At 62.4% G+C, this 23,002-nt stretch carries 29 protein-coding genes; 14 read left to right on the top strand and 15 right to left on the bottom strand.

Going from position 1 to position 23,002, the window contains the following annotated elements; genetic code table 11:
• The first annotated feature begins 149 nt into the window (after positions 1-149).
• The 3 genes from GQ59_RS19640 (at position 150) to GQ59_RS19630 (ending at position 2,199) form a co-directional block, all read left to right on the top strand.
• The gene (locus GQ59_RS19640) at positions 150-755 is read left to right on the top strand and encodes a YqgE/AlgH family protein (protein ID WP_037084240.1); all 606 of its coding nucleotides are present in this window, start codon (positions 150-152) and stop codon (positions 753-755) included.
• A 92-nt stretch (positions 756-847) separates the two neighbouring features.
• A complete protein-coding gene (locus GQ59_RS19635; RefSeq protein ID WP_037084237.1) occupies positions 848-1,039 on the top strand; it encodes a CsbD family protein in 192 nt (63 codons plus the stop codon).
• A gap of 92 nt (positions 1,040-1,131) precedes the next feature.
• Positions 1,132-2,199 carry a zinc-binding metallopeptidase family protein gene (locus GQ59_RS19630; protein ID WP_037084236.1) on the top strand — a complete coding sequence of 356 codons (1,068 nt, stop codon included), beginning with the start codon at positions 1,132-1,134 and terminating at the stop codon, positions 2,197-2,199.
• A 247-nt stretch (positions 2,200-2,446) separates the two neighbouring features.
• Here the strand turns inward: GQ59_RS19630 and GQ59_RS19625 are convergent, their stop codons facing one another.
• The 4 genes from GQ59_RS19625 to GQ59_RS33105 form a co-directional block, all read right to left on the bottom strand.
• Positions 2,447-3,601 carry an acyl-CoA dehydrogenase family protein gene (locus GQ59_RS19625; RefSeq protein WP_037084235.1) on the bottom strand — a complete coding sequence of 385 codons (1,155 nt, stop codon included), beginning with the start codon at positions 3,599-3,601 and terminating at the stop codon, positions 2,447-2,449.
• 202 nt (positions 3,602-3,803) lie between these two features.
• The gene (locus GQ59_RS19620; RefSeq protein WP_037084233.1) at positions 3,804-4,247 is read right to left on the bottom strand and encodes a DUF1801 domain-containing protein; all 444 of its coding nucleotides are present in this window, start codon (positions 4,245-4,247) and stop codon (positions 3,804-3,806) included.
• Positions 4,248-4,268: 21 nt separating this feature from the next.
• A complete protein-coding gene (locus tag GQ59_RS19615) occupies positions 4,269-4,727 on the bottom strand; it encodes a DUF1801 domain-containing protein (RefSeq protein ID WP_037084231.1) in 459 nt (152 codons plus the stop codon).
• 5 nt (positions 4,728-4,732) lie between these two features.
• Positions 4,733-4,975, bottom strand: coding sequence for a hypothetical protein (locus GQ59_RS33105; protein WP_432762599.1), 243 nt, complete (start codon positions 4,973-4,975; stop codon positions 4,733-4,735).
• A gap of 65 nt (positions 4,976-5,040) precedes the next feature.
• Between GQ59_RS33105 and GQ59_RS19605 the strand changes: the two genes are divergently transcribed.
• On the top strand, positions 5,041-5,745 hold the full coding sequence (locus GQ59_RS19605; protein WP_037084229.1) for a winged helix-turn-helix transcriptional regulator: 705 nt from the start codon (positions 5,041-5,043) through the stop codon (positions 5,743-5,745).
• 6 nt (positions 5,746-5,751) lie between these two features.
• On the opposite strand, the gene GQ59_RS19600 is transcribed toward GQ59_RS19605, so the two are convergent.
• The 4 genes from GQ59_RS19600 to thrC form a co-directional block, all read right to left on the bottom strand.
• Positions 5,752-8,589: an EAL domain-containing protein gene (locus GQ59_RS19600; protein ID WP_244448012.1), complete on the bottom strand. Its 2,838-nt coding sequence runs from the start codon at positions 8,587-8,589 to the stop codon at positions 5,752-5,754.
• Between the two features lie 71 nt (positions 8,590-8,660).
• Entirely contained in the window at positions 8,661-9,272 is a 612-nt protein-coding gene (locus GQ59_RS19595; RefSeq protein WP_037084224.1) for a GNAT family N-acetyltransferase, read from the bottom strand.
• 30 nt (positions 9,273-9,302) lie between these two features.
• On the bottom strand, positions 9,303-10,601 hold the full coding sequence (locus GQ59_RS19590) for a M16 family metallopeptidase (RefSeq protein ID WP_037084222.1): 1,299 nt from the start codon (positions 10,599-10,601) through the stop codon (positions 9,303-9,305).
• A 33-nt stretch (positions 10,602-10,634) separates the two neighbouring features.
• On the bottom strand, positions 10,635-12,038 hold the full coding sequence (gene thrC / locus GQ59_RS19585) for a threonine synthase (RefSeq protein WP_174459625.1): 1,404 nt from the start codon (positions 12,036-12,038) through the stop codon (positions 10,635-10,637).
• Positions 12,039-12,164: 126 nt separating this feature from the next.
• Between thrC and GQ59_RS19580 the strand changes: the two genes are divergently transcribed.
• Positions 12,165-12,734: a PilZ domain-containing protein gene (locus tag GQ59_RS19580; protein ID WP_152564396.1), complete on the top strand. Its 570-nt coding sequence runs from the start codon at positions 12,165-12,167 to the stop codon at positions 12,732-12,734.
• 24 nt (positions 12,735-12,758) lie between these two features.
• Here the strand turns inward: GQ59_RS19580 and GQ59_RS19575 are convergent, their stop codons facing one another.
• Positions 12,759-13,448: an HAD family hydrolase gene (locus GQ59_RS19575; protein ID WP_037084221.1), complete on the bottom strand. Its 690-nt coding sequence runs from the start codon at positions 13,446-13,448 to the stop codon at positions 12,759-12,761.
• Positions 13,449-13,595: 147 nt separating this feature from the next.
• Between GQ59_RS19575 and GQ59_RS19570 the strand changes: the two genes are divergently transcribed.
• The 3 genes from GQ59_RS19570 (at position 13,596) to GQ59_RS19560 (ending at position 15,500) form a co-directional block, all read left to right on the top strand.
• On the top strand, positions 13,596-14,264 hold the full coding sequence (locus GQ59_RS19570; RefSeq protein WP_037084219.1) for a GntR family transcriptional regulator: 669 nt from the start codon (positions 13,596-13,598) through the stop codon (positions 14,262-14,264).
• Positions 14,265-14,445: 181 nt separating this feature from the next.
• Complete coding sequence (locus tag GQ59_RS19565) at positions 14,446-15,033, top strand: biotin transporter BioY (RefSeq protein ID WP_037084217.1); 588 nt, start codon at positions 14,446-14,448, stop codon at positions 15,031-15,033.
• On the top strand, positions 15,030-15,500 hold the full coding sequence (locus GQ59_RS19560) for a DUF1284 domain-containing protein (RefSeq protein ID WP_037084216.1): 471 nt from the start codon (positions 15,030-15,032) through the stop codon (positions 15,498-15,500). Before GQ59_RS19565 ends, GQ59_RS19560 begins: the two co-directional genes overlap by 4 nt.
• Here the strand turns inward: GQ59_RS19560 and GQ59_RS19555 are convergent.
• Positions 15,451-16,134 (bottom strand): ArsR/SmtB family transcription factor, encoded by a 684-nt coding sequence (locus GQ59_RS19555; protein WP_037084215.1) that lies wholly within the window; start codon positions 16,132-16,134, stop codon positions 15,451-15,453. The two genes, GQ59_RS19560 and GQ59_RS19555, sit on opposite strands and share 50 nt — an antisense overlap.
• A gap of 73 nt (positions 16,135-16,207) precedes the next feature.
• Here GQ59_RS19555 and GQ59_RS19550 point away from each other — a divergent pair, with 73 nt between their 5' ends.
• Complete coding sequence (locus GQ59_RS19550) at positions 16,208-16,537, top strand: NIPSNAP family protein (RefSeq protein WP_037084214.1); 330 nt, start codon at positions 16,208-16,210, stop codon at positions 16,535-16,537.
• Positions 16,534-16,881 carry an antibiotic biosynthesis monooxygenase family protein gene (locus GQ59_RS19545; RefSeq protein WP_037084212.1) on the top strand — a complete coding sequence of 116 codons (348 nt, stop codon included), beginning with the start codon at positions 16,534-16,536 and terminating at the stop codon, positions 16,879-16,881. Before GQ59_RS19550 ends, GQ59_RS19545 begins: the two co-directional genes overlap by 4 nt.
• Before the next feature lie 17 nt (positions 16,882-16,898).
• Here the strand turns inward: GQ59_RS19545 and GQ59_RS33715 are convergent, their stop codons facing one another.
• The 3 genes from GQ59_RS33715 to GQ59_RS19535 are packed head-to-tail and all read right to left on the bottom strand — an operon-like array spanning position 16,899 to position 17,519.
• Positions 16,899-17,066 carry a HepT-like ribonuclease domain-containing protein gene (locus GQ59_RS33715; RefSeq protein WP_490396645.1) on the bottom strand — a complete coding sequence of 56 codons (168 nt, stop codon included), beginning with the start codon at positions 17,064-17,066 and terminating at the stop codon, positions 16,899-16,901.
• Positions 17,032-17,223, bottom strand: a complete 192-nt coding sequence (locus tag GQ59_RS33710; protein ID WP_490396644.1) for a HepT-like ribonuclease domain-containing protein — start codon at positions 17,221-17,223, stop codon at positions 17,032-17,034. Before GQ59_RS33710 ends, GQ59_RS33715 begins: the two co-directional genes overlap by 35 nt.
• Positions 17,223-17,519 carry a nucleotidyltransferase family protein gene (locus tag GQ59_RS19535; RefSeq protein ID WP_037084211.1) on the bottom strand — a complete coding sequence of 99 codons (297 nt, stop codon included), beginning with the start codon at positions 17,517-17,519 and terminating at the stop codon, positions 17,223-17,225. Before GQ59_RS19535 ends, GQ59_RS33710 begins: the two co-directional genes overlap by 1 nt.
• 143 nt (positions 17,520-17,662) lie before the next feature.
• Here GQ59_RS19535 and GQ59_RS19530 point away from each other — a divergent pair, with 143 nt between their 5' ends.
• Together GQ59_RS19530 and GQ59_RS30675 are read left to right on the top strand one after the other, a co-directional pair.
• Positions 17,663-18,793 (top strand): site-specific DNA-methyltransferase, encoded by a 1,131-nt coding sequence (locus tag GQ59_RS19530; RefSeq protein ID WP_037084210.1) that lies wholly within the window; start codon positions 17,663-17,665, stop codon positions 18,791-18,793.
• A gap of 250 nt (positions 18,794-19,043) precedes the next feature.
• A complete protein-coding gene (locus tag GQ59_RS30675; protein ID WP_162183308.1) occupies positions 19,044-19,805 on the top strand; it encodes a S24 family peptidase in 762 nt (253 codons plus the stop codon).
• 25 nt (positions 19,806-19,830) lie between these two features.
• On the opposite strand, the gene GQ59_RS19520 is transcribed toward GQ59_RS30675, so the two are convergent.
• Both GQ59_RS19520 and mutY read right to left on the bottom strand, forming a co-directional pair.
• A complete protein-coding gene (locus tag GQ59_RS19520) occupies positions 19,831-20,445 on the bottom strand; it encodes an HAD family hydrolase (protein WP_037084209.1) in 615 nt (204 codons plus the stop codon).
• A gap of 17 nt (positions 20,446-20,462) precedes the next feature.
• Positions 20,463-21,548, bottom strand: coding sequence for an A/G-specific adenine glycosylase (gene mutY / locus GQ59_RS19515; RefSeq protein ID WP_037084207.1), 1,086 nt, complete (start codon positions 21,546-21,548; stop codon positions 20,463-20,465).
• An 87-nt stretch (positions 21,549-21,635) separates the two neighbouring features.
• Here mutY and GQ59_RS19510 point away from each other — a divergent pair, with 87 nt between their 5' ends.
• Together GQ59_RS19510 and GQ59_RS19505 are read left to right on the top strand one after the other, a co-directional pair.
• Positions 21,636-22,139 carry a DUF721 domain-containing protein gene (locus GQ59_RS19510; RefSeq protein ID WP_037084405.1) on the top strand — a complete coding sequence of 168 codons (504 nt, stop codon included), beginning with the start codon at positions 21,636-21,638 and terminating at the stop codon, positions 22,137-22,139.
• A 144-nt stretch (positions 22,140-22,283) separates the two neighbouring features.
• Positions 22,284-22,988 (top strand): DsbA family protein, encoded by a 705-nt coding sequence (locus GQ59_RS19505; protein ID WP_037084205.1) that lies wholly within the window; start codon positions 22,284-22,286, stop codon positions 22,986-22,988.
• The last annotated feature ends 14 nt before the right edge of the window (positions 22,989-23,002 follow it).

Raw genomic sequence — 23,002 nt, 5'->3', positions numbered from 1 at the left:
AACCGATTGGCCTTGCCCGAACCAGTCACGAGCCCGCGCAAACTGATCATTTTCGGTTGATTGATTGGGGCGACTGCCCCATCTTGATGGAATTGCAATTGACGCTCTCCTGCCCGTTTGGCCGGGCCGGAAGGCAGGCTGGAGGCATCATGTCTTTCTCGACCCTCGGGGACAAGAGCGAACGGGGCTTCCTGGACGGACAGTTCCTGATTGCCATGCCGGGCATGCAGGACAGCAATTTCACCCGCGCCGTCGTTTATATCTGTGCCCATTCGTCGGCTGGCGCGATGGGTTTCATCATCAACCGCGCGCAGCAGATTTCGTTCACGGACGTTCTCCTCCACCTGAAGATCATGGATCAGGCCGATGCGATCATGCTGCCGGTGCAGACCCGTGACCTGCCCATCCTTTCCGGCGGTCCGGTCGAGACCGGCCGCGGTTTCGTGCTGCATTCGGACGATTTCGTCAGCGAGTCCTCCATTCCGGTCAGTGACGACATCTCGCTGACCGCCACGCTCGATATCATCCGCGCCATCTGCGACGGGCGGGGACCGGCGCGTGCCACGATGCTGCTCGGCTATGCCGGCTGGGGCGCCGGCCAGCTGGAAATCGAGATCGCCAACAACGGCTGGCTGAATTGCCCCGCCAGCGACGCGCTGATCTTCGACCGCGCGCTGGAAGGCAAATACGAACGCGCCCTGGCGCTGCTCGGGGTCAGCCCGGAAATGCTCTCCAGCGAAGCGGGCCACGCCTGATCGTTCAATTTTAAAAGTTTCCGGAACGAAGCCTCCAGCTCGGAGTTCTTCTTTCCGCAGGGCGATAGACGTCCGCGTGAAGGAGAAGCATGATGGGCAGCACCAGTGACAAGATGGCCGGCAAGGCCAACGAAGTAGCCGGCAAGGTCAAGCAGGCCGCCGGTGACATGACCGACAATCCGAAGCTCAAGGCAAAGGGTGCCGGCCAGGAAGCCAAGGGCCATGCGCAGCAGGCCAAGGGCAAGGTCAAGGATGCGGCGAAGGGTGTTGTCGACCGCATGTAAGCGTTACTTTACAAGTTTAGAATGCGAACCTGTTCCGGCTCCGGCCGGAGCAGGTTTTCTGTATCCGACCCTTTGAAACCCACGGACCCTCCATGCGCCTTTACGACTGCGATCATTGCGGCCAGACCATCCATTTCGATAACCGCGTCTGCGTGAACTGCGGCCATCGGCTGGCTTTCGTCCCGGAGCATTTGGCCATGCATGCGCTCGTGCAGGATGAAGGGGAGGGAACATGGCATCTCGTCGCCCGGCCGGACTACAAGGTGCGCCACTGCGCCAATGCCGCGATGGACATCTGCAACTGGACGGTCAGCGCCGACGATCCGCATCCCTTCTGCCCTGCCTGCCGGCACAACCGGCTGGTTCCGGACGCCTCGACCGAGGTCGGTCTCAGCCAATGGCGGCGGATCAGCCAGGCGCAGCGGCATCTCTTCTACTCGCTGATGCGCTGGAACCTGCCGCACACCAATCGCGACGAGGATCCGCAGGGCGGCCTGGTCTTCGACTTCCTCATCGACGAGGTGCAGCCGGACGGCACCATCGTGCCGGCCATGACCGGCCACGAGGACGGCCTGATCGCGATCCGCGCCGCCGAGGCCGACGATGCGACCCGCGAGCAGGTGCGCGTCTCGATGAACGAACCTTACCGCACCATGCTCGGGCACTTTCGCCATGAAACAGGTCACTATATCTGGGACAAGCTGGTGCGCGACGGCGGCAGGCTGGACGAATTTCGCGCCATCTTCGGCGACGAGACGATCGATTACGGTGCGGCGCTGCAGAGAAATTACGTGCAGGGCCCGCCGCCCGGCTGGCAGGATTTCTACATCAGCACGTACGCCAGCACCCACCCTTGGGAAGATTTCGCCGAGTGTTTCGCCCACTATCTGCATATCGTCGATACGCTGGAGACCGCCCGTGCCTACGGCATGGTGATCGAGCCGCGCGGCCATGCGGAAATGGCCGCCGAAGTGGCTTTCAACCCTTATGCGGCGCGTGATGCGGAACAGCTCATCTCGGCCTGGGTCCCGTTCAGCATGGCGCTCAACAGCATCCACCGCTCGATGGGTCAGCCGGATCTCTATCCCTTCGTCCTCTCGCAGGCCGTCATGGTCAAGCTGGAATATATTCACCGGCTTATCCAGGCGCAGAGGGGATAAGCTCCCGCCCCAAAAAGAAAACCCGCCTTTCGGTGGATCGAAAGGCGGGAAGTAGTTTATGGGGCGCATTCAGAGACCCCTGGGAATTAGGGGGCAAGATCACGATTTCGTCAACTCCAAAATATGTATTTTCATATTTTAACAGGCGCTACTTTGCGTTGAAGTTGCTCCTCATAACGGTGTATTCCAGCGCAGGAATACAGCTTATGCTAGTTTTTGAGGTGCCCCCACCTCGAGCTTTTGCTTCTCAAAAGGTCCTGAGCGTATCGAGACCCAGGGCGATGCGGCCAGAAAATTCCTGCTGCGGTCCTGTCCTCATGGGGTGATAACGGGCGCCCTGAATGTCGCGGAACCGGCGTTCGAGGCCCTTGTCCCGGTAGAAGGCTGCGCCGCCAGCTGTCTCCATGGCGAGTTCTGTCGCGGCGATCGCATGACGGGCGACCAGCGAGCGGCCGATCATGATCTCGTTGGTCGTGGCCGGTGAAGGTTCGCCGCGCTCGGCCGCGGCAATCATGGCTGCATGGGCGTATTGCGCGGCCCTGAGTTCGGTCTCCATCCGTCCGGCAAGCTCGATCACATGGGCATCCGGTTCCTTCCGCTTCGCCATCTCGACCGCGATATCGCGCGCGCTTTCGGCGACGCCGAGATAGGCGGAATAGATCAGCGGGAAGGCAATCATCGAGATGATGTGGAACAGCATGTGCCATTCGCCCTGGTTGCGCTTCAGCGCGACCGCCTCTTCCGGCACCACGTGGCCCTCGATCATCACGTCGTTCGAGCCCGTGCCGCGCATTCCCATCACCTTCCAGGTGTCGAGAACTTTGACATGCGGCGATTTCATCGGCAGGCCGAAATGCAGGACCTTAGGTCCATCCGGTTCGTCGAGCACCGCGCCCGTCATCAGGATGTCGCCGACCGGCGAGCCGGAGGTGAAGATCTTGCGTGCGGTGATCCGGTAACCGCCATCGACCTTCTGGGCCTTGCCCGATCCCTCGATCCAGTCCGAGCCGCCACTCGACAGCAGGACGACCCGCTCTGCCGCCACGCGTTTGAGAAGCGGCATCACCGGTGCCGCCTTCTGGTGTGTCCAGCGCCAGGCGGGGATCGCCACCTGATGCGTGTGCATCGAAAAGGCGAGCGCCGTCGATCCGCAATGATGCGCAAGCTCCCGGATCATGTCGCAGAGTTCGCGAACCTCAGCGCCGCCGCCGCCGAGATCGGCGGGAACGCCGACCTCGATCAGGCCGGAATGACGCAGGTCGCGATAGTTGTGGGCGACGAAGGCATCGCCATCATCGGCCTCGGCGGCGCGTGCGGCAAACATCGGCCCGAGCGATCTGGCAATGCCGATCGCATTCGAATGGACCGTGTGGGCGGGTTTGAATTCGGTTGCTGCGGTCATGTTTTTCTCCTCCCATATGTTGAGAATGGGCGGAGTGTTGGCCGCTTGGCGAGCGGCCGCAAGTACAGGAAATGGACTAGCCCCTGCCGGACGCGGATCGCCGACGCCGCGGCGCCGAGGATGATCGGGGCCGTGCCAGTCATTCGGGCCTTTGACCATGGCATCGGAAAGCGGATCGATCCGAGCCGTTTCGAGGCGCTTTTCAGGCGCTCTTCGGCTTCTTTCGGGAGCGGGCGGGGCGGGCGGCATTCAGCGCCACGGCGCCGCGAATAAGTGCCTTCAGCGCCTCCTCATCGATCTTGTCGCCCTCGTGAAAATCGATGGCACGCCGGGTATTTCCGTCGAGGCTGGAGTTGAAGAGACCGGAAGGATCCTCCAGCGAAGCCCCTTTGGCAAAGGTCAGTTTCACGGCTGCCTTATAGGTCTCGCCGGTGCAGATGATCCCGTCGCGCTCCCAGACCGGCACCCCTCGCCACTTCCATTCCTCGACCACGTCGGGCACGGACTGCTTGATCAGGAACCGCACCCGGGCGAGCGTCTCACCCCGCCAGTCGCCGAGTTCGCGGATCCTCGCATCGATCAACTGCGCCGGAGAGGAGTCTTTGTCCGCCGAAATGCTTTCCATGGTTGCCGTCGCTTTCTTCATGCTGTCGTCGTTCGCCCGCCTCTACATCCGTTCGCCGGGCAATTGGCTGGCCTGTTTCACCCAATCTGCGAGCTGCGTTTCGTCGAGTTCGTCTCCCTCGTGAATATGGAAGTAGCGCGTCTGCGGCGTTTTGGACGTGCCGGGAGGGACTGGATTGAGTGAGGTGCCGCGGAAGAAGGCCAGCTTGATGTAGTTGGTGAAGCAATGGACGCCGAGGAACCAGCCGTCGCCCTCGATGCCGTAAAGCGGCGAGTTCCATTTGACCGCCTTGTAGACGTTGGGAACGGTGCTGGTGACGAGTGCGTCAAGGCGGCGCCCAACATCGCTTTTCCAGCCCGGCATGGCCGCGATATAGGCCCGCACCGGTGCGTCGCCATAACCTTTGGCGATCTGCGGGTTGCCGCCCGAAAGGAGAGCCGGCTCCGCAGCGACGTGGCTGGCGGGCGCCTCCCCGGACTTGCTGGATGTCTTGGCCGCCATTCAATTTACTCCTGTCCGCCGGTCCTTTGCCCGCGGCGCCAGGACGTGGCGTATGGCAGCGCGAGCAGATAAAGACCGCTGAATAATAGCAGGAACAGCGGGAGTAGTGGAGAGTAGACCACCCACAAGGGCGGTTCCCCAAGGCTCATGGCGACGAAATTGGCAATGGCGATCACCTCGGTGGTTATGCACCGCGCGGTGTCGTTCTGCTCACGCCGTGGGGCTACGGCATGCAACCCGTAGCCCATAAAGCGGACTTGGTCGGTTTTCGGAACGGGACTATCTTGCCCCGGGGCATACCGAGGAGGTGGCGATGTTGGAAGTAACCGCGAGCTACGGCCAGTTCTGCCCGGTGGCGATGGCGGCGGAGATATTCTGCACCCGCTGGACGCCGCTCGTCCTCCGCGAACTTCTTTGCGGCAGCTGCCGGTTCAACGACCTCCGGCGCGGCGTGCCACGCATGTCGCCGACCCTGCTTTCGAAACGGCTGAAGGAGCTGGTCCAGGCCGGCATCGTCGAGAACCGCAAGGCCGCCGATGGGGTGATGGAATATCATCTGACGCCGGCCGGCGAGGATCTGCGCGAGGTGGTGATGACCCTCGGCTTCTGGGGCCAGCATTGGGTCGAGACCCAGCATTCGCTCCAGAAACTCGATCCGTCGCTGCTGATGTGGGACATGCGCCGACACCTCGATCCGACCCCGATGCCTCCGCGGCGCTGCACGGTCCTTTTTCTCTTTCCCGATCGGCCGGCGGCCCAGCAGCGCTACTGGCTGGTCGTCGACGGCCGCGATGTCGATGTCTGCTCGACGGATCCCGGCTTCGAGATCGACCTCTACGTGACCAGTTCGCTCCGGACGATGACCGCCATCTGGATGGGCATAGCGACAGTGCGGGCCGAAATGGCGCAGGGAAGGCTGGAGCTGGACGGCGATCCGGAAATGGCGAGCTCGATGCAGCAATGGCTGGGTCTCAGCCCCTTCGCCCGCGAGCGACCGAGAGCGGGCAAGGCCGCCTGAGAAAGTCTACGCTCGCTTGGTCAACGGAAAGCGCTCTTTCAGAAGACGGAGCACGGCGTCTGCCGGGGCAGGCGGGCCGAAGAGATAACTCTGGCCGAAATGGCAGCCCATCTTGGCGAGTTCCGCCGCATCCTCGTCGGTCTCGACGCCCTCCGCTACCACGGTCATTTCCAGCGCACGGGCCATGGCGATCACGGAACGCAGCAGGACTGCCCGTTTTTCCGTTGCGTTGCGGACCAGCGCCTTGTCGAGCTTGATCGTGTCGAACGGGAACTGCGTAAGGTAGGCGAGTGACGAATAGCCGGTGCCGAAATCGTCGAGCGCCAGGCTGAGGCCCGTCTGCTTGAGCTTGCCGAGCACCAGCCGCGCCTGTTCCGGGTTCTCCATCATCAGCGACTCGGTGAGTTCGAGCTTCAACTGGCCCGGATTGACCTGGGTCTTCTGCAGGAGCGCGCGCACGTCGTTGTAGAGATCGGAGTTGAGAAGCTGCGCGCTCGACAGGTTGACCGACACGAACACCGGCAGATCGCCGGTCTGGCCCTGCCAGACCATCAGGTCCGAGGCGGCCCGGTCGATGGCGAACAGGCCGAGCGGGCCGATCAGGTCAGACATTTCGGCAATCGGGATGAACTCCGACGGCGGGATGCTGCCGCGCTTGGGATGATCCCAGCGCATCAGCGCCTCGAAACCGGCTATTTCGCCGTCCTTGAGGCTGATGATCGGCTGATAGGCGAGAAACAGTTCCTTGCGTTCGATCGCGCGGCGAAGATCGGTCTCGATCTGCAGCTTGTCGGCGCCGGCGGCCCGGAAGGCGGGGCGGAAAGGCTCGACGCGGTTGCCGCCGGAGCGTTTTGCCCGGTACATGGCAAGTTCCGCGTCGGCGAGCATGCCGGTCGCACTTTCCTGCTGGTCGACCCACGAGGAGAGGCCGATCGACGCGGTCAGGATGATCTCGCGATTGGCGAAATTGATCGGCACCATGATCGCCTTGGAGACCGCATCGGCGAAATCCGCGACCTTTGCAGGATCGCGCTCGGAGACGAGGATCAGTCCGAACTGGTCGCCGGCAAGCCGCGCCAGCGTGTCCTGCGGCTTCAGAAGCCGGCGCAGGCGGCGGGTCAGCGCGATCAGGATATTGTCGCCGGCCGCGATGCCGAGCGAGTCGTTGACCTGCTTGTAGCGGTCGATGTCGATCGCCATGACGGTCGGGCGCACGGTGTCGCCGCCCGGCGCCAGCGTCAGCACCGATTGCAGCCGGTCGAGGAAGACCTGGCGGTTCGGCAGGCCGGTCAGGTTGTCGTGCATCGCGTCCTGCAGCAGGCGCTCGACGGAATTCTTCTGCTCGGTCACATCGATGATCGTGCCGACGCAGCGGATGATCTCACCGTTCGAGCCGAGCACCGGCCGGGCACGGATCTGCAGCCAGTGGAAATGCCCATCCTCGGCGCGGATGCGGAATTCGTGGTTCAGGCGGCCGCGGCGGTGTTCGAGCAGCACATCCAGCGTCGCGCGAAAACGGTCGCGGTCGTCGGGGTGCAGCCGCGGCACCCAGTTGCGCACCGGCCCGTGCATGGCGCCGACATCGAGCCCGAGGCGGGTCGAGATGTCGGGTGTGGTGACGACGCGGTCGCGGGCCACGTCCCAGTCCCAGACGGTGTCGCCGCTACCGGTTAGCGCCAGCGATTGCCGTTCGAGGTCGGAGAACAGGCCCTGCTGGTAGGCACCGCCGGCAAAGGCGTGCTGCATGACCGTGAAGCCGATCAGCAGAACGATGAGGACCAGGCCGCCGCCAAGCGCCGGCTGGATGATGTCGTTGTCGAGCTTGCCGGTCACCGTCAGCCAGCCGGCGAACAGCCAGACCAGGATCAGCGCCCAGGTCGGCACCAGCAGGATCGCGCGATCGTAGCGGTTGAAGCCGAGATAGATGATCAACAGGATGCCGACCGAGCCGGTCAGCGCAAACGAGATGCGGGCAATGCCTGCCGCGACCGACGGATCGTAGATCGCCACCCCGCCGAGCAGCACCAGGCCGACCACCCAGGCAAGCGTCGCGTAACCGAGATGCACGTGCCAGCGGTTGAGGTTGAGATAGGTGAACAGGAAGATGACGAGCGAAGACGCGAGCGCCACTTCCGCCGCCGCCCGCCATATGCGCTGGTCGCCGGACGTGACGGTGATCAGCTTGTCGAGGAAGCCGAAGTCGACGCAGATATAGGCGAGCACCGCCCAGGCAAGCGCTGCCGCCGCCGGCAGCATAGAGGTGCCCTTGACGACGAAGAGAATGGTCAGGAACACCGCCAGAAGGCCGGCAATGCCAAGCACGATGCCGCGATAGAGCGTGAAGGAGTTGACCGTGTCCTTGTAGGCATCCGGCTGCCAGAGATAGATCTGCGGCAGCGACGGCGTCGCGAGTTCGGCGACGAAGGTGATGGTCGAGCCGGGGTTCAGCGTGATCCGGAAGACGTCGGCATCCGGGCTCGGTATCCGGTCGAGCGCAAAGCCTTCCGAAGGCGTGATCGAGATGATGCGCTGCGAGCCGAGGTCCGGCCAGAACATTTTCGAGTTGGCGAGCCGGAAATGCGGCGCGACGATCACCCGTTCGAGCTGTTCTTCCGAAACGTTGGAAAGTGCGAAGACCGCCCAGTCGCCCTGGTGGCCGGGGGAACTGGCGCGCACCTCGATGCGGCGGCGGATGCCGTCCGCGCCGGCGGCGGTCGAGACCTGGAAGGCCTCGCCCTGGTTGACGTAGATATCGGTGGTTCTGGTGAGGTCGAGCGCCGTGTCGTCTCGCGAAATCTTGACCGGCTCCGCGGCGCGCGCATCCGGCGCAGCCGTCAGGACCATGGCGGCGGCGAGGAGGGCGATGATCGCCGGAAAAAAGCGGATCAATGACGCAAGACGCAAGGCTGAGGCGTTCATGGCTTCAGCATCTTCCCGAACTCGCCGTCTTCCGGCAGGCGGGAAAACATCAGGTGGTCGCGCCATTCGCCATTGATTTTGAGATACTTGCGCAAAAGACCTTCCTGCTCGAAACCGGCCTTTTCCAAAAGCCGGACACTTTTCCAATTCTCCGGAATACAGGCTGCCTCGATCCGGTGCAACTGAAGTCCGCCGTAGATATAGGGGATTGCCACCTTCAATGCGGCCAACATATGGCCTTGGCCTGCATGTTTCTCACCCATCCAGTAGCCGATCATGCAGCTCTGCGCCGCCCCCCGGCGGATGTAGCCGATGGTCAGTCCGCCGAGCAGAACCTGGTCGTCGCGGCGGAAGAGAAGCAGCGGTACGGCAAGCCCCGAGGCATATTCCTGGCCGCTTCTGACGACGCGCAGGCGGAACGCCCCCTCGGTCAGTTCGTCCGGCCGCCAGGTCGGCTCCCAGGGCTGCAGGAAAGGCCGGCTTTCAGAGCGCAGCCGCTGCCATTGTTTGTAGTCGGAATAACGGGGAAGCCGGAGCAGGTGGTTTTCGCCAAAAAGCTCTGGTGTGTCCGGCTGTCGCGACAGGAACCGAAACACCGATTTGGTCATGCTAACGCTGCTCCGGGCAGGGCGGCCGGCTTAGCCGGCAGCCTTCTTCGTCTGGATCCCCGGCGTGGCAAGCGCCGTGGAGATGTCGGTCAATGGCGCGAGCTGTTCGATCGGACCGACCGCCGACAATGTGGGAACTGTATCGAAAAACAGCCGTCCGGCAAGATCGGTGAGCCGCTCCGTGGTGATGCCTTCCAGCCGTTCCATCATTTCCGGGTTGGGGATGGGGCGTCCGTAGAGCATCATCTGGCGGGCGATCTGGCCGGCACGCGCCGCCGGGCTCTCCTGGCCCATCAGCAGCTGGGCGCGGATCTGGGCGCGGGCGCGGTCGATTTCCTGTTGATGAATGGTTTCCGAAGACTTGCGCAGCTCGTCGATGATGACGGGCACCAGCGTCGGCAACTCGTTGCCGCCGGTTGCCGCATGGATGCCGAAGATGCCGGTGTCGGAAAAACCCCAGTGGAAGGCATAGACCGAATAGCACAGGCCGCGACGTTCGCGCACTTCCTGGAACAGGCGCGAGGACATGCCGCCGCCGAGGATGTTGGCGAGGATCTGCGAGCAGTAGAAGTCGCGCATGTGATAGGCCTTGCCCTCGAAGCCGAGCAGCACCTGCGCGTCCATCAGGTCGCGGGTTTCACGCACGTCGCCGCCGATGTAACGGGCGGCTTCAAGCACCGGCGGGGCGCTCGGGGTCATGGGCAGACGGGCAAAACGCTCCTCGACCTGCTTGACGAACGTCGTGTGGTCCACGGCGCCGGCAGCGACCACGAACATCCGGTCCGTCGTGTAGTTGCGCGAAAGATAGTTGCGGATCTGTCCCGGTGTAAAACCCTGGACCGTATCCGGCGTGCCGAGGATCGGCCGGCCGAGCGTCTGGCCCCGATAGGCGACCTCGGAAAACTTGTCGAAAACCACATCGTCGGGCGTGTCGTTGGCAGCCCCGATCTCCTGGAGGATGACGTGCTTTTCGCGACGCAGTTCTTCCTCGTCGAATTCCGATTCCGTCAGGATGTCGGCAAGGATATCGACCGCGAGCGGCACGTTGTCCCTGAGCACCCGGGCGTAATAGGAGGTGGTTTCGGTGGATGTTGCGGCGTTGAGTTCGCCGCCGACATTCTCGATCTCTTCGGCGATGTCACGGGCGCTGCGGCGGGCGGTGCCCTTGAAGGCCATGTGCTCGAGGAGATGGGCGATCCCATGTTCGTCATCGGTCTCGTTACGCGATCCGGACTTGATCCAGACACCCAGCGCAACGCTCTCCAGATGCGGCATGGTTTCGGTGACGACCGTCAACCCGGAGGCGAGCCGGGTGATTTCTACATTCATGTTTACGTCTTTCCGGCGCCGCCGATACCTCTATTACTTAGCGCGGGCATGCTGGCCGATGAAGGTTTCGACGGCCTTAAGCTCAGGCTCCAAGATATCGAAGCGCTCCTCCCTTTGCATAAGATCAGCAAGCCATGATGGAAGCGCCGGATCAATTCCGCAAGCGGATTTTACCGAGGCCGGAAATTTGGCCGGGTGGGCGGTGGCGAGAGTGACCATCGGGCTTGCCGGTTTTGCATTCTTGCCTGCAACGAAAACGCCGGTCGCAGTGTGGGGATCGAGGAGGTATCCGGTCTCGGCAAGCGTCTCGCGGATCGTGGCGGCGACCTGCCGCTCCGTTGCCCGCCCCGCACGGAACTCGCGGCGGATCGCTTTGAGCGCGTCCGGCTTGATCTCGAAGCTGCCGGACTGCTTGAGCCCGGCCATCGCGGCGCGCACCGAGACGGCGTCGCGGCCATAAGCCTCGAACAGCAGCCGCTCGAAATTGGACGAGATCTGGATGTCCATCGACGGCGAGGTGGTCGCCTTGACGTCGCGCATCTCGTAGCGCCCGGTCTTCAGCGTCCGGGCGAGGATGTCGTTGTCGTTGGTGGCGATCACCAGCCGGTCGATCGGCAGGCCCATCTTCTTGGCAACATAGCCCGCGAAGATATCGCCGAAATTGCCGGTCGGCACCGTGAAGGAGATTTTCCGGTCCGGCCCGCCGAGAGAAACGGCGGCCGTGAAATAATAGACCACCTGCGCCATGATGCGCGCCCAGTTGATCGAATTGACGCCCGAGAGCCTCACCCGGTCGCGGAACGCGACGTCGTTGAACATCTCCTTGACGATGTTCTGGCAGTCGTCGAAATTGCCTTTCAGCGCCAGCGCATGCACGTTGGCGGCACTGGAGGTGGTCATCTGCCGCTGCTGCACGGGCGAGACCTTGCCATGCGGGAAAAGGATGAAGATGTCGGTGCGCTCGCGGCCCGCGAATGCGTCGATCGCCGCCCCGCCGGTATCGCCCGACGTTGCGCCGACGATGGTGGCCCGCTCGCCGCGCTCGGCCAGCACATAGTCCATCAGCCGGGCGAGCAGCTGCATCGCCACGTCCTTGAAGGCGAGCGTGGTGCCATGGAAGAGTTCGAGCACGAAGTCGTTCGGCCCCGTCTGCACCAGCGGCACGACGGCCGGATGCCGGAACGTGGCATAGGCTTCCGTGGTCATTCCCTTCAGCTTGTCAGCGGGGATTTCATCGCCGACGAAGTGCTTGAGGATCTCGAAGGCGACCTCCTGATAGGTCTTGCCGCGCAGGGCGCGGATCTCCTTCTTGGAGAGCGAAGGCCATTGACGTGGCACGTAAAGGCCGCCGTCGCGGGCAAGGCCCGCCATCAGCGCATCCCGGAATCCGAGCGGAGCGGCTTCGCCCCGGGTAGAAATATAGTCCACGACCATCAACCCCAATCGATTTTTATTCGCGCCGCTGATATAGACCAGGAAAATGGGCGGTGAAAGACCGGAAAGTGACGCTCCGGTTCGCCAGGTAAATGGCCCAGATATTGGGATGGAAGAGGGTTGAGTACGGTGTTTGCAAAGATTTCGCGTGGTCTTCTGGCGGTGTCGCTCGTGGCGGTTCTCGCAAGCTGCAATTCCTCGGCGCCGACAGAAGGGCTGACCCCGACCGCTACTGCCGCCCCCGCCGCTGAGGCGGCAACTGCCGTCGTGCAGGCATTCTGCCCGCCGGTCGTCATGCTGGAACAGACCGCCGTTCACCGCGCCTATGCCCGCGGCGGGGAGAACAAGCCGGAAAAACTGCTCTATCAGGCCTCGCTCGCCGACGCGACGCGCCAGTGCACCGCCAATGAGACGACGCTGACCATCAATGTCGTCGCGCAAGGACGTCTCGTCCAGGGCCCGGTCGGCGTTCCCGGCAAGGTCACCTTGCCGATCCTCGTCGAGGTGGTCGATGGCGACAGCGTCATCTATTCGCAGAAGGTGGCATTCCCGGTCGAGATGCCGGCCGGTGGCACCCAGTTTATCTTCAACAAGGCGGATGTGCAAATCCCGAACGCGCAAGGCGGCGCCTCGCGCTTCACGCGCGTCCGCCTCGGCTTCGACACCGGCCCTGCAAAGAAGCCGGCCCGCCGGAGCTGATCGAGAAAGAACTGATCGGGGCGCTCAGAGCGCCCCGGCCCATTCGCCGAGCGCGGCGATGACGGCCGGCAGATCCATCATCCGTGAGATCACCGTTTCGGCACCGGCGTCCGTCAGCCGGTCGGCATGGCTCGGATAGGTGTGCGATGCGCCGGTAAAGCCGACGACGCGCATGCCTGCCGCCTTGGCGCCATGGACGCCATGGGTGGAATCCTCGATCACCAGGCACTTTTCCGGCGAAACTTTGAACTGCTCGGCTGCGTGCAGGAAGATATCCGGCTTCGGCTTGACCCGATCCGGCCCAAGGTCCTTGGCCGAATAGATATGCGGTGCGAAATAGGGTTTCAGGCCGACCTTTTCGAGCATCACGTCGAGGCGGTGGGTACTTGAGTTGGAGCAGATGCAGCGTTGCGTCGTCAGCCTTGCCAGCGCGAACTTCACGCCGTCGATGATCTTCACGTCGCGGGCAAGCCGCGCGTCGAGCAGTGTCTCGGACTTGTCGAGCAGCGAGGCGGACAAGGGAATATCGGCTTCCTTTTCCACGGCCAGCAGAATGTTCTTCCAGGTCATGCCGGCGAACCGCTCGCCCATTTCCTCGACGCTGATCGGATAACCCGCTTCGGTGAGCAGTCTGGATTCCACCTGCGCCGCGATGATTTCTGAATCGACGAGAACGCCGTCGCAGTCGAAGATGATGAGGTCGAAGCTGCTCATGAGGAAATGCCTTCCATGGGCCTGATATATGGTGAGGCGGCCTTTTATACGATGGCAGGACAAACCTCAACCAACCGCCGCGCATGGCTGGGGCAAGCGTAGCGGGCGGCTCTCGACAAGCGGAAAATGGCGCACTAAGGAACGCTGATGGGCAAGGAACCGGAAGACACCATCGCCAGCCGCATCAGCCGCGTGCTTGCCGACCGCATCGTGCGTGGCGAGCTCGCTCCCGGCGCCCGTCTCCGCCAGGATCATGTCGCCGAGGAATTCGAAACCAGCCATGTGCCGGTGCGCGAGGCATTCCGCCGGCTGGAAGCGCAGGGCCTGGCGATCAGCGAGCCGCGCCGCGGCGTGCGTGTGGCCTCCTTCGATCTCGCCGAAGTCCGCGAGGTGGCGGAAATGCGCGCCGTGCTGGAGGTGCTGGCGCTCCGCCACGCCGCCCGCCACCTGACCCCGGCCATCCTCGATGCGGCGGAAGACGCGGCCCGCGAGGGCGATGCCGCTGCCGACGTGCATGCTTGGGAAGAGGCGAACCGCCGTTTCCACCGGCTGATCCTCACCCCCTGCGGCATGAAGCGCCTGCTCGCCTCGATCGACGATCTGCATGCGGCAAGCGCCAGGTTCCTGTTCTCCGCCTGGCAGTCCGGCTGGGAAAAACGCACCGACCACGACCACCGCGCCATCCTGGCCGCTCTCCGGCAGGGCAAGACTGACGAGGCCGCCGCCATCCTGCAGAAGCACGTTCAATGGATCGGCCGTGGCCCGCAACCGGCCAAGACGGGCGCTCCGCGAGAGATTTTTGCCATCGTCGGCTGATCATTCCAAAATTATAGATAATTTAATTTCCAATGAGTTTCCCCGGAAACATTGAGCATCTGCGTCTCCATGCTTGGTATCTGGCGATCAGGCGCGGACGGATCGCTTGTCAACAGCCAAAAATCCTTTCATAAAATAGATGGGAATCAAAATTATCTATAATTTGAGAAGGAGAGAATTGATGTCCCTGACCAACTCCCATCAGACCCTTGGCTTCGATCCGCTGCGGTTGGCCGAACGGTCGTTCGTGATCAAGGCCGTATTCGTACTTGCCGGCACGCTGGTTCTGGCGATTGCCTCCCAGATCGCCGTGCCGATGGTTCCGGTGCCGATCACCATGCAGACCTTCGCCGTGACCATGATCGGCGCGCTTTACGGCTGGCGGCTCGGTGCCCTGACGGTGCTTGCGTGGCTGGGAGAAGCAGCGCTTGGAGCGCCCGTGCTGGCGGGTGGGGCGGGCAGCTTTGCCGCCTTCGCTGGGCCGACCGCCGGTTATCTCTTTTCCTTTCCGGTGATTGCCGCTCTTGCCGGCTGGCTTGCCGAACGGGGCTGGACCGGGCGGCGCATCCTCGCCAGCTTCTCGGCACATCTCATCGCAAACCTTCTCTGCCTTGCGCTCGGCTGGACCTGGCTTGCGGCACTGATCGGCGCTGACAAGGCGTTTTGGGCGGGCGTTGCCCCATTCATCCTCGGTGCGGCGCTGAAATCGGGCCTGGCGGCAGCCGTCCTTGCCGCCGTTGCCTCCCGCAGCCGCGCTGCCACAGAATGACGGTGAGGCTGCGGCCGCATCATCTTCTCTGCATGCTGACCTTTGTCGGCGAGGGCTACAGCCCGGCCTTCGTCGCCAACTATCGTCGTCTCGCCGGCCGGCTTTCTGCCGGCGAGCCGATCGAGATCGTTTCCGGCCCCGACGATATCTGCGCCCCGCTTCTGTCCGATGAAGATGCGCATTGTTTCGGTGCTTCGGTTGCCGGTCGCGATGCAGCGGCGCTGGCGGATATTGCCCGCCTGTTTGGACGGGAGCTCGAGATCGGGTCGGTGATCGCCTCCGATCCGGCGCTGTTCGAGGAACTGCGCCGCGCCTTCTCTGCCGGTGTGACGCGCCGCGCTTGCACGGGCTGCGAATGGAGTAGCCTTTGCGATCGTACTGCGGGAGAAGATTATGCAGGCGCGCTGGTCATGGCGTTCAGCCCGCCGGAAACAGCGAAAGAAACTTCCGCTCGCCATCCGGCGTGAACAGCACCGCGCGGCTCTCGTCACTGCGCCGTGCCCAGCCGTTTTCGAGGAAATGGGCAAGCAGCGCCTTGCCGAGCGTGCCGGCCAGATGCGAGCGCCGCTCGCTCCAGTCGAGGCAGGATTTGCAGACCGGCCGGCGACTGGATGTGAGCGATGCCACATCGATGCCGAGCGTGCCGAGTTCCGCGCGGCCGTCCTCGGTCATCGTCAGGTTCTCGCCATCGCTCTCGATCGCGCCGCGGGCGACGAAACTGTCGAGCATCCTGACCCCATAATCACCGGCGAGATGATCGTAACAGACCCGTGCCTTGCGCAGTGCCGGATCCTTCGGCCCCGGCCTGTGGCGCAGATGGCCCCTGCTTGCCGCAAACCCCATGATGTTTTCGAGCAACGCGCCGGCGGCCGCATCGGCAAGCGTGAAATAGCGGTGCCGGCCCTGCTTGCGCTGGGCGAGAATACCACCTTCCTCAAGCTTGGAGAGATGCGAACTCGCCGTCTGCACCGTCACGCCGGCCGCTTGCGCAAGCTCGGTCGCCGTCAGTGCCTGGCCGCCCATAAGCGCGGTCAGCATGTTGGCGCGGGCGGGATCGCCGAACAGCATCCCGATGCGGGCAATGTCTGGACCTTCTTTCATACTTCGACCGTAACCGAAGCATCTTCGTCAGGCAATATGGCAAAACACCTCCACAACCAAAGGAGACGAAGCCATGATCACCTGTTTCATCCGCTACGAGATCGACCCGTTCAAGAAGGATGAATTCACTGAGTATGCCCGCAACTGGGGCCAGGCGATCCCGCGCTGCGGCGCCGACCTGATCGGTTATTTCGGCCCGCACGAGGGTTCGGCGACGACGGCTTACGGCGTCTACAATATCGACAGCCTCGCCGCCTATGAGACCTATCGCACCCGGTTGATGGCCGATCCGCTCGGCCAGGAGAATTACGCATTTTCCAAGCGCGAGCGTTTCATCCTGAAGGAGGACCGGATCTTCCTCAAGAACGTCTCCATGCCGCACGGAGCTTTGGTAAAGCCATGATCGCCGTCATCTTCGAAGGCATCCCCTATATCGGCGAGCGTCACAAATATCTCGACCTTGCCGGCGAACTGCGACCCGAACTGGAAACCATCGACGGCTTCATCTCGATCGAACGTTTCGAAAGCCTGACGCTGCGCGGAAAGATCCTTTCCCTGTCGTTCTGGCGGGACGAGGAGGCGGTCAAGACGTGGCGCAACCTCGAAAGCCATCGCGCGGCCCAGAAAGCTGGCCGCGGCGGCGTCTTCGCCGACTACCGCCTGCGGATTGGCCATATCGTCAGAGATTATGGCATGTTCGAGAGGGACGAGGCGCCGAAGGACAGCCGCGAGGTGCATGCGGCTTAGTTAGTTTTCGACTTCGCTCAGTTCGCTTCTATGGCAATCCGAAGCCTTGGGATCTCGTCAACGATCACGCCCCAGATGATCTTGTCCGAAAGGCCGTGATATTCGTGTCGCAAGACGTTGCCGATACCTTTAACTTTGGGCCACGGGATTTCAGGGCGTGATGCCTTGAGGTCCCGGAATCCCACGGCTTGCCTCTGAGATGATTTCGACAGCGCGCTCCAGGCCGAGTTTGAGGATTGCGTCAGTCTGGTAATCGGCAAACGATTTGTCGGCGGTTGCGCTCTCGATGATTGCTATCGCTTGACGGATATCGTGGAGAAAATGCCGAACTTCACGGGGCATCAGAAAACCTGTAAAGCGGAGTTCTCGATCCTGTCTTTCAGCATCGGATGAAGGCTATCGCGCGTCGTTATATCGACCTCTGTGGCAAGCTCATCTTCCAGGAACAGCTTGATACCGACGAGGTCGAATGCGTTGAAGCGGCTCTCAGGATCATAATCGATAAACAGATCGAGATCGCTCGACGGCCCCGCCTCATCGCGGGCGACCGACCCGAAAAGATAAAGCGACGTCGCACCGAGCGCCCGGATGGCGTCGGCCTGCTGCCTCAGTTTTTCGATCGCTTCGTTTCTGTTCATGAGGCGATTTAGCGCAACGGGCGCTATCTTTCCACGTCTCGAAATTTTTCCCGAAATCGCGCACCGCTTCAGGCTTTGGTAACCAAAATAGGTAACCATAACAGTCAGTAAATTCGTATCGAGTAGAGCGTAGCGAGTAGCAAATGGCAGCAGTTCTTCCGCTGGCCGACCTGAAGCGTCAGGTCCGTCCGGACACTTGGCTAAACTCCATCATCAAGGGCGATTGCGTCGCTGCCCTGGAAGCCCTGCCGGATCATTCCGTCGATGCAATCTTCGCCGATCCCCCGTACAATCTCCAGCTCGGCGGCACACTGCACCGTCCCGACCAGTCGCTGGTCGATGCCGTCGATGACGAATGGGACCAGTTCGCCTCCTTCGAAATCTACGATGCCTTCACCCGCGCCTGGCTGCTTGCATGCCGCCGCGTGCTGAAGCCGAATGGCACGATCTGGGTCATCGGTTCCTACCACAATATCTTCCGCGTCGGCGCGATCATGCAGGACCTGAACTTCTGGCTGCTGAACGACATAGTCTGGCGCAAGACCAACCCGATGCCGAACTTCAAGGGCCGCCGGTTCCAGAATGCCCATGAAACGATGATCTGGGCGAGCCGCGACGCCAAGTCAAAGGGTTATACCTTCAATTACGATGCGCTGAAGGCCTCCAACGACGACGTGCAGATGCGCTCCGACTGGCTGTTTCCGATCTGCTCCGGCGGCGAACGCCTGAAGGGCGACGACGGCAAGAAGGTCCATCCGACTCAGAAGCCGGAAGCGCTGCTTGCCCGCGTGATCATGGCCTCCACCAGGCCGGGCGACGTCATCCTCGATCCGTTCTTCGGCACCGGCACGACAGGTGCGGTCGCAAAACGCCTCGGCCGCAACTTCGTCGGCATCGAGCGCGAGCAGGACTATATCGATGCGGCCTCCGAGCGCATCGCCTCCGTAGAGCCGCTCGGCAAGGCGGAACTGACGGTCATGACCGGCAAGAAGGCCGAACCTCGTGTCGCCTTCAACACGCTGGTCGAAAGCGGTCTCGTCAAGCCCGGTCAGGTCCTGACCGATGCGAAGCGCCGCCACAGCGCGATCATTCGCGCCGACGGCACGCTCTCGGCAGGTGGCGACGCCGGTTCCATTCATCGCCTTGGCGCGAAAGTGCAGGGCCTTGATGCATGCAACGGATGGACGTTCTGGCATTTCGACGACGGGCAATCGCTCAAGCCCATCGATGAACTGCGATCCGTGATCCGAAACGGTATGGCGAAACTGGACTGATCCACCGGTCCCCGCCAGATCGACCGAATGCCTCGTCCGGTTTCGTACCTCTAGTCCCGGACGAGGATAATTGGCGCCCGGGAAGGCTGATCCCGGGCGCCATTTCTTTTCGGCATGGCGTCGACAGCCTCTGCCGCCCGGCCAAACTCGACTTTGCGAAATTTCAGGTATTCCCGCCGTCACCTGCGCTTGATATCGTAGGTTGTATGGGGTTGAACGAATTTCGAATTTAGCGTTTTTCAGAATGTCCATGCCTGTCAATGGCGAGCTGCGCCACCGGATCGAGCGTGCGTTGGCGCGGTTCTCTCCAAGCTGGGAGGGCAGGGATGCCGCGCGCCGGGCCGTGGCGCTGAAGATGCTGATCCTCTGCGAACTGGCCGGCGGCCGCCTGCGCGTCGTCGATGCGCTGGGCCTCAACGACAACACGCTCGACAACTATCGCCACGGCAAGACCGAACCGCGCCACAGCACGCTCAACATGATGGCGGAGCTCGCCGACGTGCCGATCGAATATCTCGGCAACGACTGGTCGGTCGAGGATGGAGTCATCCATTTTTCACCTCCGGAAATCCCGCCGGCCGGGTTTTCCGAGCCGAGCCCGGTCTGGGATCTCGCCGATCGCATACTCATCCCGGCTTATGAAGACGTTTCAGGACAGTCTTCTCTCGATACCACATGGGCGGCCATCCCCGGAGGTTTCTGGGCGAAGCTCTCGGTCGATCCGGAAAACATGCGGGTCGTATCCGCAAGCGGCGACAGCATGTCGCCGACGATCGTCGGTGGTACGCCGATGTTTATCGATATCAACGACCGCAAGTTGGAGGACGGGAGCGTCTATCTGTTCGATACCGGTGCGGAACTGATTGCCCGGCGGGTGCAGCGGCTTTTGGACGGCAGCCTGGATCTCCTGCCGGACAATCTGGAGCGCTACAGCCCGCAGCATGTCCTCAAGGACGGCCTGTCCGATCTGAAGGTCGTCGGTCGCGTCTGTGCCGTGAGCCGGATCCTCTAGGAACCGGCCCGGCGGCCGGAAGGTCCTATATCTCGATGCCGTAGGCGATCAGGTCCTGCCGCAGCGTCTCGGCATCCTTGAAATGCACTGCCTGCCAGCCGGCCGCGCGCGCACCTTCGACATTCGCCTGGCTGTCGTCGATGAAGATCGAGGCTTCCGGCGTCAGGCCGAAGTCGCGGGCATGCTTTTCGTAGATAGCCACGTCCGGCTTGATCAGTCCGATCTCACCCGACACGGTGACGCCCCGCGGCTTGTTGAGAAAGGGGAAGATTTTTCTGGCCTCCACGAATGTATCGGCGGCGAAATTGGTCAGCATCGTCACGTCGCGGCCATTGTCGATCAGGCTCTCCATGATCGCGACCGAGCCGTCATAGGAATGCGGCACCATTTCGTGCCAGTATTTGCGGAACGCGCGGATCTGCTCCTCGCGCTCCGGATATTGCACGACCAGCAGCGCCTCGGCATCTTCCCACTTGCGGCCGCGATCCTGCTCCAGGTTCCATTCATGGGTGCAGACGTTCTCAAAGAACCATCTGCGTTCCTCCTCGTCGGGAATGAGGCGGGCATAGGGAAGGTTCGGATCGTAGTGGATCAGCACCTTGCCGATGTCGAAGACGATGTGGTCGATCTTGGCTGCCATGAATATGTCCCGGGATATCAGTTCGAGGATTTTTCGAAGGCCAGTGGAATAGCCTGGGTGATGGCTTTTTTCATCACGGTAGGCAAGGCCTGGGCCTCGAGATTTGCGACCGGCTCCCACCATCCGTCGGCGGTGGCGACCCTTTCGGTCTTCGCCCGGAAGACCGAGAGCCTCAGCTCGAAATGGGTGAAGACGTGAGTGACGGAGCCCGATGCCTCCCATGCGGCGGGGAAGGGGGCATGGTCGGTCGTGGTCCCGCCGTCGACGCGCGATGTCCAGGCGGTGGTCGGCACTTCGGTCATGCCGCCGAGCAGACCGCTGTCGACCCGCCGCCGCAACAGCACTTCGCCCTCGGGCGTCACGGCCACGAAGACGGCGCCGAGCCGCACGGGCTTTTCCTTCTTCGCTGCCTTGACCGGAAACCGTTCCGGGTCGTGTTCCGCAAAGGCCAGACAGTCGTCGCGGAAGGGACAGAGCGCGCAGGCCGGCCGTTTCGGGGTGCAGATGGTCGCGCCGAGATCCATCATCGCCTGCGCGAAATCGCCGGGCCGGTCGGCGGGTGTCAGTTCAGCGACCCTTGCCTTCATCGCCGGCTTAGAGCCTGGAAGCGGCGCGTCGATGGCGTAGAGCCGCGAAATCACCCGCTCGACATTGCCATCCATGACCGCGGACTGGCGGTTGAAGGCGATGGCCGAGACTGCCGCTGACGTATAGTCGCCGATGCCGGGAAGCGCTCGCAGGCCTTCCTCCGTGTCAGGAAACACACCGCCATGCTCGGCCGCAACCGCTTCGGCGCATTTTTTCAGGTTGCGGGCGCGGGCATAATAACCGAGCCCCGCCCAGGCGGCCATCACGTCCTCGACCGGGGCGGCGGCGAGGTCGGTCACCTTGGGCCAGAGCGTCAGGAACTTGGCGAAATAGGGTTTCACCGCCTGCACGGTCGTCTGCTGCAGCATCACTTCCGAAAGCCAGACGTGGTAGGGATCGGCCCGTTTCCCGGCTTCTGCAGCAGCCGGGCTCACCCGCCATGGAAGCTCGCGGTGGTGCCGGTCGTACCAGTTCAGCAGCTTCCGCGCATGGGTGATGTTGATCGTCTGGAGCATCGTTTGCCGTTATGGGAAGAGATGGCGTATAGTTGTGGGAATAGTGCGCCGGCATCAAGGCCTGCCGGGGCCGCAATGGCGGGCGTCATGAGTTATCCAAAGAAACGCGAGCTGCAGATATCGGAAATCGCCAACGGCATCATCGATCCGGTGCTCGCCCGTCGCGCCGGCATATCGACGGCACTGCTCGGCTCCTGGGACGAGATCGCCGGCGAGGACTTTGCCGATTGCACGAGGCCGGAAAAGATCGCCTGGCCGCGCCGCGACGAGGGCACCGGTTCCGGCGGCGGCCACCAGGCAGGCGTGCTGACGATCGCCTGCGAAGGGGCGCGCGCTCTTTTCCTCACCCATGCCCAGGGTGAGTTGATCGCCCGTATCAACGGCTTTTTCGGTTTCCCGGCCGTGCGCCAGATCCGCATCGTCCAGAAACCGGTGTCCCAGACCTTCAAGCATCCCCGCAAGCCGCCGCCTTTGAAAGGCGAGGCCGCCAAGCGGCTGGAAACCATGATGGAAGGTATCGAAAGCGAGGCGCTCAAGAAGGCCGTGGCAAGGCTCGGCACCGCCGTCCTGCAGCAGAAACGCAAGGTCTGAGAGATAAACCCGCCGATCCTCTTGATAGACCTCCGATTTGTCACAATTCTTTGAAGAGATTTGCCTATCGACAGCTTGTTCGCGCTGGGGCGCCGCGATACGGAATGTCACCTTTATTGAAGATCTCTCGCACACGGGTGTTCCATGCAGATGAACGAAATGACCATGACCAGGCGCGCGCTTCTCGGCGGAGTGGCAGTCACCGCTGTTTGCCTAGCCTTGCCGCTTGGTGCTTCCGAAGCTTTCGCGCAGGAATTGCCGGAGTCCCAGGGCAACGTGGACATGGCCGCTGCAGTGAAGCCGGGTACGCTTCCGGAAATGGCGCTGGGCGACGAAAAGGCCAAGGTCACGATCATCGAATACATGTCGATGACCTGCCCGCATTGCGCCAATTTCCACAACAAGACCTTCGAGACGATCAAGACCAAGTATATCGATACCGGCAAGGTGCGTTTCATCCTCCGCGAATTCCCGTTCGATCCGGTCGCGACCGCCGCTTTCATGCTTGCCCGCTGCAGCCCGCAGAACGCGGCCGAGCCTTCGACGCCCGCCCAGTATTTCCCGATGGTCTCGATGCTGTTCAAGCAGCAGCGCGGCTGGGCGGCACCGGCGGACGGAAATGTGCGCAATGCGCTGCTCCAGGCGGTGAAACTCGCGGGTTACTCACAGCAGACTTTCGAGGCCTGCTTGACGAACCAGAAGCTTCTCGATGAAGTGAATGCCGTCGTTAAGAGGGGCGCGGACGAATTTGGCGTCAATTCCACGCCGACCTTCCTGATTGGCGGCAAGAAGTATTCGGGAGATATGTCTGTTGAATCCATGTCCAAGCTCATCGACAGCCTGTTGTGAGCACGCCTTCCCCG

The organism is Neorhizobium vignae (assembly GCF_000732195.1).
GTDB classification, from domain to species: Bacteria; Pseudomonadota; Alphaproteobacteria; order Rhizobiales; family Rhizobiaceae; genus Neorhizobium; species Neorhizobium vignae.
This window is presented reverse-complemented; position numbering and strand designations above follow the sequence as displayed.